At 67.7% G+C, this 13,958-nt stretch carries 12 protein-coding genes; 4 read left to right on the top strand and 8 right to left on the bottom strand.

The genetic code is table 11. The features are described 5' to 3' along the window. Position 1: 1 nt before the first annotated feature. From G6N24_RS19265 to G6N24_RS19230, 8 genes are all read right to left on the bottom strand, one after another. Complete coding sequence (locus tag G6N24_RS19265) at positions 2–769, bottom strand: sirohydrochlorin chelatase (protein ID WP_085159978.1); 768 nt, start codon at positions 767–769, stop codon at positions 2–4. Then, on the bottom strand, positions 766–1,911 hold the full coding sequence (locus G6N24_RS19260) for a uroporphyrinogen-III synthase (RefSeq protein ID WP_085159980.1): 1,146 nt from the start codon (positions 1,909–1,911) through the stop codon (positions 766–768). The genes G6N24_RS19265 and G6N24_RS19260 overlap by 4 nt, the downstream gene beginning before the upstream one ends. 101 nt (positions 1,912–2,012) lie before the next feature. Continuing rightward, positions 2,013–3,425 (bottom strand): MFS transporter, encoded by a 1,413-nt coding sequence (locus G6N24_RS19255; RefSeq protein WP_085159982.1) that lies wholly within the window; start codon positions 3,423–3,425, stop codon positions 2,013–2,015. Positions 3,426–3,630: 205 nt separating this feature from the next. Further along, entirely contained in the window at positions 3,631–4,176 is a 546-nt protein-coding gene (locus G6N24_RS19250) for a GNAT family N-acetyltransferase (RefSeq protein ID WP_085159984.1), read from the bottom strand. Positions 4,177–4,185: 9 nt separating this feature from the next. Next, positions 4,186–5,088 (bottom strand): 5-oxoprolinase/urea amidolyase family protein, encoded by a 903-nt coding sequence (locus tag G6N24_RS19245; RefSeq protein ID WP_085160002.1) that lies wholly within the window; start codon positions 5,086–5,088, stop codon positions 4,186–4,188. A gap of 11 nt (positions 5,089–5,099) precedes the next feature. Continuing rightward, positions 5,100–5,762: a 5-oxoprolinase subunit B family protein gene (locus G6N24_RS19240; RefSeq protein WP_085159986.1), complete on the bottom strand. Its 663-nt coding sequence runs from the start codon at positions 5,760–5,762 to the stop codon at positions 5,100–5,102. Positions 5,763–5,863: 101 nt separating this feature from the next. After that, positions 5,864–6,856, bottom strand: coding sequence for an ABC transporter substrate-binding protein (locus tag G6N24_RS19235; protein ID WP_085159988.1), 993 nt, complete (start codon positions 6,854–6,856; stop codon positions 5,864–5,866). A gap of 37 nt (positions 6,857–6,893) precedes the next feature. Then, positions 6,894–10,523: a hydantoinase B/oxoprolinase family protein gene (locus G6N24_RS19230; RefSeq protein WP_085159990.1), complete on the bottom strand. Its 3,630-nt coding sequence runs from the start codon at positions 10,521–10,523 to the stop codon at positions 6,894–6,896. Positions 10,524–10,691: 168 nt separating this feature from the next. On the opposite strand from G6N24_RS19230, the gene G6N24_RS19225 reads away from it, so the two are divergent. From G6N24_RS19225 to G6N24_RS19210, 4 genes are read left to right on the top strand one after another with little or no spacing between them, the layout of a single operon-like run. Then, positions 10,692–11,318 carry an IS607 family transposase gene (locus tag G6N24_RS19225; protein ID WP_085161264.1) on the top strand — a complete coding sequence of 209 codons (627 nt, stop codon included), beginning with the start codon at positions 10,692–10,694 and terminating at the stop codon, positions 11,316–11,318. Further along, positions 11,311–11,709, top strand: a complete 399-nt coding sequence (locus G6N24_RS19220; RefSeq protein ID WP_163745369.1) for a hypothetical protein — start codon at positions 11,311–11,313, stop codon at positions 11,707–11,709. The genes G6N24_RS19225 and G6N24_RS19220 overlap by 8 nt, the downstream gene beginning before the upstream one ends. Before the next feature lie 6 nt (positions 11,710–11,715). Further along, positions 11,716–13,506, top strand: coding sequence for a hypothetical protein (locus G6N24_RS19215; protein WP_163745568.1), 1,791 nt, complete (start codon positions 11,716–11,718; stop codon positions 13,504–13,506). Next, on the top strand, positions 13,461–13,856 hold the full coding sequence (locus tag G6N24_RS19210; RefSeq protein ID WP_085161423.1) for a hypothetical protein: 396 nt from the start codon (positions 13,461–13,463) through the stop codon (positions 13,854–13,856). Before G6N24_RS19215 ends, G6N24_RS19210 begins: the two co-directional genes overlap by 46 nt. Positions 13,857–13,958: the final 102 nt, after the last annotated feature.

Genomic DNA, 13,958 nt, shown 5'->3' with positions numbered 1-13,958 from the left:
ATCAAGCGTCGCCGACGTCGGCGTACCCGGCCAGCAACGCTTGGCGCCCGTCCGAATTCGACATGTATTGCGGCCGTTGGCCACAGGAACGATGCGGTACGGCCCTGCGGAATCGGTGCGCAACCAGGCGCGCCAACCCGGGATGGGTGCCTAGCGGCGGGGTCACCAGGTCGGCGCCGCAGCCGCGTAACCGTTCCTGAAACAGGCCCTCGGCCAGCAGGTAGGAGGCCACCACGACGCGGCGGGCGCCTTGGCGGCGAGCGTTGGTGACCGCTTCGTGAACATCCGGATCACCGGTTGCCGCGAATGCCAGCTCCACCCGGGATCCGGTCAGGGCCGACAGCAGCGCCGCGGTGGTGCACAGGTCGGCGCGTGCCCTTCGATCCGATGTTCCCGCAGCCGCGAGAATCACCGAATCGCCGGGACGCCAACCGGACTTCGCCATCTGCTGGACGACTATTCGCGCGATCTCCGGGCTCGGTCCCAAAGCGGGGGTAACGGTGACGTTACGATGTCCGCTCGCCGCGATATGGGAGGGCAGATCGGTGCGGACATGATATCCGCGCGACAAGAACGCGGGCACCACGATAGCGGGCCGGCGGGAGTCCGCCGCCGAGCACAGAACCTCGCGCGGTGTCGGCCCCAGCACGTCGACAAACCCCACATGTACGGGGCAGTCCACCAGCGCGCTCACCTGCGCAGCGAGGTCGGCGATCATGGCGACACCAGACGACCTTCGGGTGCCGTGCGCTGCCAGGATCAGGCTCACGGGGCACCGTGCTGAGCGTCGACCGCAAGTCGATAGCCGCGTTTGACCACTGTCGCAACGATGTTCTTGTCGCCCAACGCTGTTCGCAGCCGCAGCAGGGCCGTGTCCACGGCGTGGGTGTCATTGCCGTTGCCGGGGAGCACGCGCAGCAGGTCGGCGCGTGCGACGACGTCGCCGGGACGTTGCGCCAGCGCACGCAGTATCGCCATCCCGGACGGGGACAACGACTTAACCGAACCGTCCACCAGCACGCAGGTGCCCCGGACATCGATCACGCGGCCCGCCGCCTTGAAGCTGCACGATGCCAGCAGCGGTAGCTCCTCGGCGATGTGCCGGGCCAAGGCTCCCAACCGCATTCGCTCGGGCGAGGAGGTCGGGACGCCCTTTCGGACCAATGGCCGGGAGGTTACGGGGCCGACGCACATCGCGTGCACATCGCTGCGGAGTGCTTCCAGCAACTGGCCCTCGATATCCAATTCGCGGCTGCGTTCTAGAACTGCCGCCGCGGCGGGTGCCGATGTGAAGGTGACCGCATCGAATTGCCGTCGTGCAATTCCGGTGACCAACTGGTCGAACTCGCCCCCCAATGGCGTTGGCTTCCACCGGTACACCCGGATGGGCACCACGCTGGCGCCCGCGGAACGCAATCCCCCGAGAAATTCCGGGAACGGATCCCAGGCGTCGGCGGCGCCGTGCAGCTGGATGGCGATCCGCTTGTCGGATACACCCGATTCGAGCAGGTATTCGAGCACTTCTTGCGAAGATTCCGATTTCGGGGACCACTCCTCGTTCAGGCCGGCGGCGCGCAGCGCGCCGGTCGCTTTGGGTCCGCGGGCCACGACGCGCGCGCTTGCCAGCGCCGCGATCAGCTGGTTGGCCAGCCCCCACCCCTCGGCTGCCGCAACCCAGCCACGAAAGCCGATTCCGGTGTGCGCCACCAGAATGTCGGGCGGCTCGGCGATCAACGCCTTGGTGTTGGTGTGCAGTTCGTCGTCGTCGGGCAGCGCGATCATGTTGATCGCCGGCGCGCTGAAGACTTCGGCGCCGTGGCGGCGCAGCAAAGCGCATAGCTCTTCGGCGCGGCGAGCCGACGTCACTGCAACCCGGTAGCCGGTCAGCGGCGCAGAGTCTGGCTGGCCCATGACAAGTGTCTATGCCCGCAAGATTTCCGCTGCGTTACCACGCAATTGCTGACGCATTGCCCCGCCGGGGCCTTGATGACGTCCTGCTCACATGAAGCCGCTCACACGCGGGCGAGTTCGGATCCGGTCTTCGTGCCCGGGATGCTCGCCGGCGAAGACGGTAGGCGCACATACATCGTCCACGTCAGGACGGCGGCGACGACGTAGGACGCCAAGAACAGCCAGTAAGCCGACGTCTCGGTGCCACTCCTGAGGTAGGACTCGCTCAACGCCAAGTTGATCCCCGCGCCGCCGAGCGCGCCGACCGCCGCGCAGAAGCCGATCAGCGATCCCGACATCGCGCGCGACCAATGGCGGCGCTGCGCCTCGCCGAGATCCAGCGCGCGGCTGCGCGCCTCAAAGACCGACGGGATCATCTTGAACACCGAGCCGTTGCCCATCCCGGCGAGGATGAACAGCAGCAGGAAGCCGACGACCTCGCCAACCATCGCCATGGGCGCGGTGCCCGCCCTGTGGTCTGCTCCATGATCGGCGAAAGTGCTGATGCCGACCAGCAACCCGGCGCCGACGATCATGCCCGCGAGGACGCCCAGGGTGACGCGGGATCCACCCAGGCGATCGGCCAGCCGCCCACCGTAGATCCGGGCCAGCGACCCCGATAGTGGTCCGACGAAGGCGATTTGCGCGGCGTGTAGCGACGCGTGCTTGACGCTTTCCCCATTGGCCAGGAAGTTGACCTGCAGCACCTGCCCGAACGCGAATGCGAACCCGATCCAGGAGCCGAAGGTGCAGATGTAGAGCAGCGAGATCACATACGTGTGGCGATCGGACAGGATCGACCGCACGTGGTTCACCTCGATGCCGTGGTCGAGGTTGTCCATGAACAGCGCCGCGGCGATGCCGACGATTGTCAGCAACACCAGGTAGACCGCGCAGACCCAGTACGGTGCTTCGTGGCCCGCGATGGCGAGCACCAGCAGGCCGATCAGTTGGATCACCGCGACCCCGAGGTTGCCGCCGCCGGCGTTGACCGCCAGCGCCCACCCCTTGAGCCGCTGCGGGTAGAACGCGTTGACATTGGCCAGCGATGCCGCATAGTTGCCCCCACCCAGCCCGGTCAGGGCCGCGCACACCACATACGGCCATAGCGGCAGCCCGGGGTTTGCCAGCAGCGCAATGGTGCCGACCGTCGGGATCAGCAGCACCAACGCCGAAAACGTCGTCCAGTTGCGGCCACCGAATTTGGCGATGCCCAGGGTATAGGGCATGCGCACGCAGCCACCGACCAAAGTGGCAACAGCGCCCAGCAAGAGCTTGTCGCCGGCGGAAAAGCCGTAGACGGACGCGGGCATGAACAACACCATCACCGACCACAGCGACCAGATCGAAAAGGCGACGTGATCACCGGCCACCGTGCACAGCAGATTGCGACGGGCGATCTTGTCGTTGCCGGCTTCCCAGGCAGCGGTGTCTTCGGGATTCCAGTCCGTGATGCGATGGTTGCGGCCCGCCATGTCTACAGATCCCTCCCGCCTGAGCTGTCCCACCATCGCGCATTCGGCAGCCTTCGTGGGCGCCCAAGGTGAAGAGGCATGCGCTACCGTCGGCTTCGATGCTCACATCGACGACGGACGTCAGTCAACTCGACGGCGCCGATATCGCCTGAAAGTTGAATCCCAGTTATCTGGTAGGTCGCTGAGGGTGACGCGGGCCCGCGGCTTACCACACGTCCCCGGCGCGCCAATCGCACGTGAGCTCCGCCGAGGTGTCCAAGCTGACGCTGACCGGCAGGACGAACACCGATCCGTCGTCGTCGGGTGTGGGGATCCGACCCGTGGGAGCCAGCACCGATGTCGGGCCGCACCAGGGCAACCAGCCGCGCGACTTGTACAGCCTGCGAGCCCGCATCGTGGAACTGAGTGCCCCGAGCTGGTAGGCGCCGCGCGTCACCTGCTCGACGCCGTCCAGCAGTGCGCCCACCAGCCCCTGGCCACGCCAATCTTCCCGTACCGCAACACCTTCGACGTAACCGCAGCGCAGCGCGTTGTCGTGGTAGTACAGGCGACGCTGGACCACCGCGGCGTGCGCGACGATCGCGCCGTGATGCCAGATCAGGGCGTGCATGCCGCCCAGCGTGTGCTCCCAATCCGCGTCGGTGAAGTCTCCGGCGAACGCGTCGGTGACCATCTGATGGATGCCTTGGCGAGTCTCGCTGTCGAGATCGGCGGTGTGGACGAGGCGAGCGGTGTGTACCTGGGGGTGCACAAACCCTGTCTACCACCCCGTCGGCGTCAGCTGCGTCCCAAGCCGCGAACGGGGCCGCGCCCAGTGCAGCCGCACCCGCTGGCCGGGCCGCACCTGGGCGACCTTGTCGATGTCGTCGTCGACCAGCACGCCCACGACCGGGTAACCGCCGGTCACCGGGTGATCGGGTCCCAGGATCACCGGTAGCCCGTTGGGCGGCACCTGGATTGCGCCGCGGGTGACGCCCTCGATGGGCAGCTGTCGATCCGTGTCGCGGTACTGCAAGGGCGGGCCAACCAATCGCATCCCCACCCGGTCGGTTTGGTGGGATGCCATCCAATCGGTGTGGACCAGGGCGTCGGGATCGACGAACCAGTCGTCGCGGGGGCCAGGTATCGCCAACAGCTCGACCGTGTTGCCGGTGATGGCGGCCACCGGGGCCTGGTCGAGTTCGGGGTAGGCGTCGGCGTGTTCGCCGACCGGCAGCACGTCTCCAGCCCGTAGGGGCGACGGCCCGATCGTGGACATCACGTCGTAGCTGCGCGACCCCAGCACCGGCTCCACACAGATGCCGCCCCGCACCGCCAGATAGGTCCGCAGTCCGGCGCGCGGGGTGCCCAGCGAGATCACCTGGCCGTCGTGCACGTGGTGAATGCTGTTGGTGCCGAACATGATTCCGTCGACGGTCGGGTCGGCGTCGGCGCCCGTCACCGCGATATCGACGTCGGCGCCGCGAACCCGGGCCGCGAAACCGCCTAACGTCACCTCGACGGTGGCGCACTTGCTCGGGTTGGCGACCAGCCGGTTGGCCAGCGTGTGCGAGCGGCGGTCGGCGGCCCCGGACCGGCCGACGCCGAGGTGCGCCATCCCGGCGCGGCCGAGGTCTTGCACGACGGCCAGCGGCCCGGTGCGCAGGATTTCCAGCGTTGTCATGGCCCCTCCTGCTACGCGGCCCGGAACCGGACCCACATGCCCTGCGTGAGCAGCGCGGGATTCGGCCGGTCGATGTCCCACAGGACCGCGTCGGTGTGGCCGATGACCTGCCAGCCGCCGTGTGATTGGCGGGAGAATATCGCGCTGAATTCGCCGCCGAGGGTGACCGAGCCGGCGGCAACCGACCCCCGCTGCTCGGACCGGCGCGACACGTGCAATCGCGGGTCGCCGTCGATCAGGTACACGGAGCCGGGCGCGAACCCGCTGAATCCCACCCGCCATCGCGTGGCGGTATGGGCGTTGATCACCGCTGCGGTGGTCAGGCCGGTACGGTCGGCGACTTCGGCGAGGTCTGGGCCGTCGTAGACGACGTCGATCACCATCTCGTCCCGGTCGTCCGCGTGAGTGGCTCCGACGATGCTGTCGGGGGCGACCCGCAACTTGCGCACGCGCTGCCGGGTGACCCCTTGGTAGCGGGGTCCGTCGAGCTTCACCAGCACCGTGCGGGCGGCCGGGACGATGTCGACCACACCGGGCATCGCCGCCGCACGCAAGGCGGCGGTCCATGCCAGTACGTCAGCGGTGCTGTGACATTCCAGCATCAGTGCCCGGTCGCCATAGTCGAAAACGGCTTTGGTTTCTACCAGATCCGCTGCGATGTCCGTCACACTCATGATTTGACGGTAGGTCCGAATCGCGGGGTCGGCCAGGGATTTTCGAGCACTGCCAGAGGTGCCTTAGCGAACCCTCATGCGGGCCCGAGGCGGGCGCGCGTCTAGCCCAGGATCTTGCCGATTTGTTGGGGCAGTTGATCGGCCACCACGGGATAGCTCAGCACCGACGCGAAGGCGATCGCCCCGGCCTGCTCCTTGGTGGTGAAGACGTGGCGGTTCTGCACGGTCGCTTGCGACGCCGCCACGTCTGGGTCGGCCAGCAGCACCTTTTGCTCATCCGGACTCTCGGTTGTCCAGATCACCACGTCGGCCGAGTCGAGCACCGCTTTGATGCGATCGCGCGGGATGACGGCGCGGTGACCGGTGCCGAAGGGTTTGATGCTGTCGGCGATGACCAGGCCCATCTGGTTGAGGAAGTCGGTACGCCAGCCCGCCATCGTCGCGACCACGGTGCCTTGCCACAGGGTGCCCTGCATCAGCAACGCCTTTTTGCCCGTCCATTGCGGGTTCTGCTGGGCAACGGCCGCGAATTGCTTGTCGACGGCTTCGATGAGCGACGTCATCTGGTCGGCGTGAAACACCGCCTGACCGATCGTGGTGGCCTGGTCCTTCCACGGTTCGAAGAACGCGTCGCCGCCCGACTGCGGGACGGTCGGGGCGATGGCGGACAGCCTCTTATAGGTGTCAGCGTCCACGCCGGCATTGATCGCCACGATCAGGTCGGGCTTCAGGTTGGCGATCTGGTCCACCGGAATTCCGTTGTCGAGGTTCAACACCATCGGCTGCGCCGCGCCCAGCTTGGGCTGCGCCCACGGCCACACCGCAAATGGTTGGTCGCCGAACCAGTTGGTCACCGCGATGGGCACGACCCCCACCGCGAGTAGGTCGTCTTGCTCGGTGTAGCCGGCGCTGACCACGCGTTTGGGCGGCGCCTTGACGACGGTCTGACCGAAGAGGTGGTTGATGGTTACCGATCCGCCGCCAGCGGTGCCCGCCGGTTTGGGTGACGAACACCCGGCGCAGACGCCAGCGCCGAGCAGCCCTGCGGCCCCGGCGAGCCGCAGGAAGCCCCGCCGATTCCATCCCTGTTGCACCGCGTGAGGGTATCGCGCACCTCGAGCGCGTGCGTTCTCAGACGGCGTTGGGCGGCGTGCCGTATCCGCCGCCGCCCGGGGTCTCGATCACCAGCGCGTCGCCGGGCCCGACCTCGGTCGAGTCGCAGCCGGCCAGCTCCGCGGTGCCGCCGTCGGCGCGTTCCACTCGATTGCGTCCCAGCTTCCCCGGTGACCCGCCGGCCATGCCATAGGGCGGAACCCGACGATGGCCGGACAACGTGCTGACCGTCATCGGCTCGCGGAATTCGATCCGACGGACCGCCCCGTCACCGCCGCGCCACCGCCCGGCACCACCGCTGCCGCGCCGAATGGCGAACTCGGCCAGCAGCACCGGGAAACGCGATTCGAGCACTTCGGGATCGGTGAGCCGCGAGTTCGTCATGTGCGTCTGCACGACCGACGCCCCGTCGAACCCGTCGCCGGCTCCCGAGCCGGAACCGACGGTCTCGTAGTACTGGTGCCGATCGTTGCCGAAGGTGACGTTGTTCATCGTCCCGGCTCCCTCGGCCTGCACGCGCAGCGCGGCGAACAGCGCGCCGGTGATCGCCTGCGAGGTCTCGACGTTGCCGGCGACAACCGCGGCCGGGTAGGTCGGCGCGAGCATCGAGCCTTCCGGGATGACGATGCGCAGCGGGCGCAGGCAACCGTCGTTGAGCGGGATGTCCGGGATATCCCTGCCGACCAGGGTCCGGAACACGTACAGCACGGCGGCGTTGACCACCGACGAGGGTGCGTTGAAGTTCGTGGTCAGCTGGGGTGAGGTTCCGCTGAAATCGATGGTCGCGCCGCGGGCGACGCGGTCGACGGTGACGCGGACGGCGATCGTGGCACCGGAATCCGTCTGGTAGCGATATTCGCCGTCGTTGAGCCGGTCGATGACGCGGCGGACGGCTTCTTCGGCGTTGTCCTGGACGTGGCGCATGTAGGCCTGGACGACATCGCGGCCGAAATGGTCGATCATCTTGCGGACCTCGTCGGCGCCCTTCTGGTTGGCGGCGATCTGGGCGCGGAGATCCGCGAGGTTGGTCTCGGGATCGCGGGATGGATAGGGCGCCTCGGTGAGCAGCCGCCGGGTTTCGGCTTCCCGGAACCGCCCGTTCTCGGCGAGCAGCCAGTTGTCGAACAGCACCCCTTCTTCGTGGATTGCGCGGCTGTTGGCGGGCATGGAGCCCGGTGTGATGCCGCCGATCTCGGCGTGATGCCCGCGCGAGGCGACAAAGAACAGGATGTGCTCGCCGCCGGTGTCCCCGCCGCCGGTGTTGTAGACCGGGGTGATCACGGTGATGTCCGGCAGGTGGGTGCCGCCATGGTAGGGGTCGTTGACCGCGTACACGTCACCGGGCTTCATTGCGCCGGTGCGGCGGTGAATCACCTCTTTGACGGTGGTGCCCATCGAGCCGAGGTGGACGGGGATGTGCGGTGCGTTGGCGACGAGGTTGCCGTCCGGATCGAACAGCGCGCACGAAAAATCCAGTCGTTCACGGATATTCACCGACTGGGCGGTGGATTCGAGGCGAAAGCCCATCTGTTCGGCGATCGACATGAACAGGTTGTTGAAGATCTCCAGCAATACCGGGTCTGCCCGAGTCCCCGCGCCGGGCTGCGCGGGAGCGACGACGCGTTCGGCGAGCACGTGCCCGGAAGGGGTGAGGGTGGCCCGCCAGCCGTCGTCGACGACGGTGGTGGCGTTGGCCTCGGCAATGATCGCCGGACCGGTCACGGTCTCACCCGGGCGCATCCCTTCCCGGTGGCGCAGGGGGGCGGCGCACCAACGTCCGTTCGAGTAGACCCGGACGGATTCTGTGGTGTCGGGGCCGTCGGCGGGCCGGTCACCGAGGTGCGAGAGGTCGGGTTGTTCGGTGAGTCCGATCGCCTCGACGGCCACCGCGCCGGCGATCAGCGGACGGTCCATCAGGAACGCGTACATCGAGCGGTGGGCGGCTTCGAACGCGGCGGTCATCGCGTCCAGGCCGGCCAGTTCGACAGGGATCGCGGTGTCGGTGCCCTGGTATCGCAGATGCACTCGGCGAACGACTCGGATCCGTCCGGCGGGGATGCCCTCGTCGAGCAGCTCGGCACGAGCCGCCTGCTCGAGGGAATCCGCGACCGCTGCCAACCTCTCCGGGGCGGCGGAGTCGAGCGGGATCTCCACGGACTGTTCCCGCATCGCGGTCGTGTCGGCCAGGCCGATCCCCAATGCGGAAAGCACACCGGCCATGGGCGGGACGAGCACCGTGCGGATACCGAGCGCATCGGCGACCGCGCAGGCGTGCTGCCCGCCGGCGCCGCCGAATGTGGTCAGCACGTAGCGGGTGACGTCGCGTCCCTGTTGTACGGAGATCTTCTTGACCGCATTGGCCATATTCGCCACCGCGATTTGCAAGAATCCCTCGGCGACCTGCTCGGGGGAGCGGTCGTCACCGGTTTGCCCGCGGATGTCGGCGGCCAAACCGGTGAAGCCGCGTCGCACGATCTCGTCGTCCAGTGGCTGATCGCCGCCGGGACCGAACACGGCGGGGAAGTGCGCTGGCTGGATGCGACCCAGCATCACGTTGGCATCGGTGACGGTGAGCGGACCGCCCCCGCGGTAGCAAGCCGGGCCTGGGTCGGCCCCGGCGGAGTCCGGGCCCACCCGGTAGCGGCCGCCGTCGAAATGCAGGATCGACCCTCCGCCGGCGGCCACGGTGTGGATGGCCAGCATCGGAGCCCGCAATCGGACCCCGGCCACCTCGGTGGTGAACACCCGCTCGTACTCGCCGGCATAGTGCGACACGTCGGTGGAGGTGCCGCCCATGTCGAAGCCGATGACGTGATCGAACCCGGCCAGCGCCGACATCCGCACCATGCCGACGATGCCGCCGGCCGGTCCGGACAGAATGGCGTCCTTGCCGCGGAAGTGCCCCGCCTCGGCGAGGCCTCCGTTGGACTGCATGAACATCAGCCGCACGCCGCGCATCTGGTCGGCCACCTGGTTGACATAGCGGCGCAGCACCGGGGACAAGTAGGCGTCGACCACGGTGGTATCCCCGCGTGGGACCAGTTTCATCAGCGGGCTGACCTGCGACGACAGCGAGATGTGGCCGAAGCCGATCTGTTCGGCGAGCTTGCCGATCGCTCGTTCGTGTGCGGGGTACAGGTAACTGTGCAGGCATACCACGGCTACCGCGCGGATCCCGTCGGCGTGCGCCTGCCGCAGTTGTGCGCCCAACGCCTCGAGGTCGGGTGCCCGCAGCACCGTGCCGTCGACCGTGATCCGCTCGTCGACCTCGGCGACCCGCTCATACAGCATCTCCGGCAGCACGATCTGGCGGTCGAAGATGCGGGGACGATTCTGGTATGCGATGCGCAGCGCGTCGCCGAAACCGCGGGTGATCACCAGCAGGGTGCGCTCCCCCTTGCGTTCCAGCAGGGCGTTGGTGGCGACGGTGGTGCCCATCCGCACCGCGTCGACGCGCGCGACCGGATCCGGCGCGTCCTCGGTGATCCCGAGCAGCGCCCGGATTCCGGCGACCGCCGCGTCGCGGTAGCGCGCAGGGTTCTCCGAAAGCAGCTTGTGCGTCAACAAGCGTCCGTCCGGGCGGCGCGCCACAACGTCCGTGAACGTGCCGCCTCGGTCGACCCAGAACTGCCACCCCGCGCCAGCCAACTGATCCTTCCTTTCCTGGCTGATGAAACCCTACGGCGAGTTGGCGTGGGAGTTTCCGGTGGCTACGCGCGTCCCTAGCGACGATGGTGTGTGCGTGGGGTTTAGAACTGCTTGCGAGATACTGAGCGATAGTGAGCGTATGAACGTTCGAGTGAGTACGCTGGTGGTGTGAATTTGACGGAGTGGGCGCGTGCTCAGGGTGTGCATCCACAGACGGCGTACCGGTGGTTTCGGGAGGGGACGTTGCCGGTTCCGGCGGTGCGGGTGAATGAGCGCACGGTGCTGGTGTCACCGGATGCGCCTGCAGGATCGGCGCCGGCGGCCGCGTTCGGTCTGTACGCGCGGGTGTCGTCGCATGATCAGAAGTCGGACTTGGATCGCCAGGTCGCTCGGCTGACGGGCTGGGCCGCCGAGGCAGGCGGGACGGTGGTGCGGGTGGAGGCCGAGGTCGGGTCCGGGATGAATGGGTCGCGGGCGAAAGTCAGGCGATTGTTGGCCGACCCGAAGGTGACCGTTGTGGTGGTCGAGCATCGGGATCGGCTGGGCCGGATGAACACTGAACTGGTGGAAGCGGCGCTTTCGGCGCACGGTCGCCGGCTGGTGGTGCTCGACGCCGGTGAGGTAGACGACGATCTGGTGCGCGACATGGTGGAGGTGCTGACCTCGTTCTGTGCGCGACTCTATGGCCGCCGCAGTGCGCGAAACCGTGCGCTCAAAGCGGTCGGCTGCGCGCAGCGCGATATCGGGCCGGCCGCGCTTGTCGGTGGCCGGGTGGATGATGCGGCACATGAGTGACCTGCCCGCTGCGGGATCGGTGAAGGTTGTCGTCAGTGCTGCACTGTCGGACCGGTTCGAGAAGCGATACGTCATCGTCGACGCAGCGACCGGCGACGTCGTGGACGACGCTCAAGGATACGGGTATAAGACCGCTCAGAACGCGCACCGCGCGCACGCCTACACGTCGATGCCGCCGAAGAAGAAGCGGCGACGCGACGCCGCCCAACGACAGGTCCGACGCTGGTGTGCCGCGCACCCGGAATTCATGCAGCACGTCAAGCAGTCGATGTTCTACGCGCTCAAAGACGGCCTGAACCTTACTGAGGCCGACGTGCGGGCGATGGCCGACGAGCACGGCGTGGAGCTGCCGTTCTCGGTGAAAGACCTGATGCAGCGTTGGAACTGGTGATGCGGCGTGGGTAAGCAGTTGCGTCGGATCGGGGATCCCGTGGTGGCTGCGGGCCCGGCTGGTGTTCGGGTGCGCACCCGGCTGCACCTGACCGAGGAGGAAGCCGCGGCGCTGGGTGCGATCGGCGAGTTCCTGGGTTCGGTGTATCGCCGCGAGCTCGCGCACCGGATCACGTTGGGCCGCATGGATCGCAAGCAGCACGGCCGGTGGCGGGCCGAGCGTAAGCAGGCGATCACGGTGGTGGCGTCGTCGCGGTGGGCCGGTGCGATCACCCGCGCCGTCGAAGACCAGTACCAGCTCGGCATGCGAGCCCTAACCGCTGAGGTCACCAATGTGCGGGCCGCGATCGGCGTGCTGGAATCCCGGTGTGCGCTGCGCCCGGGTGAGGTCGCCGCCCCAGCCGACGTGGTTGGCGGTCCGCGCCGCCAGTCCCGGCGCCCGGTGCGTGGATATGCCAGTGCGGCGCAGCGGTTCTCCAAGACCCGCCGGCTGGCCACACTGCGGACGCGGCTGGCGGTGGCCGAGGCGGACCTGGCGGCGGGCCGCCCGTCGATCACCGTCGGCGGTAACAGGTTGTGGCACACCCGCCAACATCTCGACGCGGCCGAGATGAGCGAGCAGCAGTGGCGGGACCGCTGGACCGCCGCCCGCATGTTCCTGACCGCCGACGGCGAGACGGGCAAGGCCGCGGGTAATGAGACGATCCGCGTCGACGAGTCGGGCCAGTTGCGGATCAAAGTCCCGGCCGCCCTGGTGGACCGGTTCGGTACGCATCTGCACATCGCCGCACCGGTGGCGTTCGGCCATCGCTGCCAGGAGTGGGCTGATCGGGTGGCCGGCCGGCGGGCGGTTCGTTATGACATCACCTTCAACCCGGCGAAAGGCCGCTGGTATCTGGACGCCTCCTGGACCACCACGCCCGGCCCGGCGCCCACGCTCGAGGAGCTGCGCGCCGGGCCGGTGCTGGGTGTGGACCTCAACGCCGATCACCTCGCCGCGTGTGTCCTGGACTGCTCAGGCAACCCGGTCGGTGCACCCGTCACGATTCCCGTCGACACCGCCGGTTTACCCGCTACGCGCCGCGATGGGCGGGTTAGAGCCGCGATTACCGCGCTGCTCGACCTTGCCGTGCACCACAACTGCAGCGCAGTCGCGGTGGAGAACCTCGATTTCACCGATGCCCGCGCCACCGGACGCGAAACACTGGGCCGCGGGCAGCGTGGGAAGCGGCTGCGGCGCGCCGTCGCGGGTATCCCGACTCGGCGTTTCCGGGACCGGCTCACCTCGATGGCCACCCGCCGCGGCATCGCAGTAATCGGTGTCGATCCGGCCTACACCAGCCTGTGGGGCCGCCAGCATTGGCGTAAACCCTTACAACAGCAGACTTCCAACCCGGCCGCTGTGACCGTGCATCACGGTGCGGCGGCCGCGATCGGCAGACGTGGACTCGGCAATCCGATCAGGCGTCGGCCGGCAGGACCCCGCACCCAACAGCGGATGCGTGCGGGCACTCCACCGGCCAGACCTGACCAGCCACCGGGAACCACACGACGGTGCCGCAGTTCTGGCTCACCGCCACGCCCACAACGACGACGAGGCATGCCGGTCCACCAGAGAACACCCACCATCAGCGGCCAACACCGTTCGGGCCGCACAGGACTCCTCCTGCTCACTAATCAGGAACGGTTCGATTGGTTCGCCTGGAAGAATGCTTCCTATGACCTTCGGCACGCGAAAGGGAAACGTGGGCGGTGGACGCTGCGACTGAACACGACTGGGTCAAGGAGGGTCTGCTGATCGAGGGTCTGCAGGACTCGATTTCGCTCAGCAATGTGCACTCGTCGTTCATGCCGGAGACGGGCCCGCCAAGGCCGCCTCATGAGGTGCAGCAGCTGACGTTGAGCATGATCCGGGAGCTGGTCGGTGAGGGCCTGTTCGTGTTGGGCGTGCCGGCCGGGGGTTGGCGCAACCCTCACTTCGAACCGTGGGATCTGCCGCTGGACGCCGCGATGGCCAAGATCGAAGACGCCTACGTGACCCATTTCGACGACCGGTGGAACTGGGTCACCATGTGCTGGTTGAACCTCACCGACAAAGGCGAGAAGCTGGCCCTCGAGCTGTATCGCGCGGATGAGCCCGATCCGTAAGCACGGACCAGACCATCTCGGCGCTTGCCCTGGCTTTGTTGGTGTCAGCGGCGGGCATCAAGCAACGCGGAAAATGAACTGTCGACCGTGTCGCTGAATTAG

Source organism: Mycobacterium lacus (assembly GCF_010731535.1).
Taxonomy (GTDB): Bacteria; Actinomycetota; Actinomycetes; order Mycobacteriales; family Mycobacteriaceae; genus Mycobacterium; species Mycobacterium lacus.
Note: the sequence above shows the minus strand (reverse complement) of the source record. Positions and strands in the feature narration are given on the sequence as shown.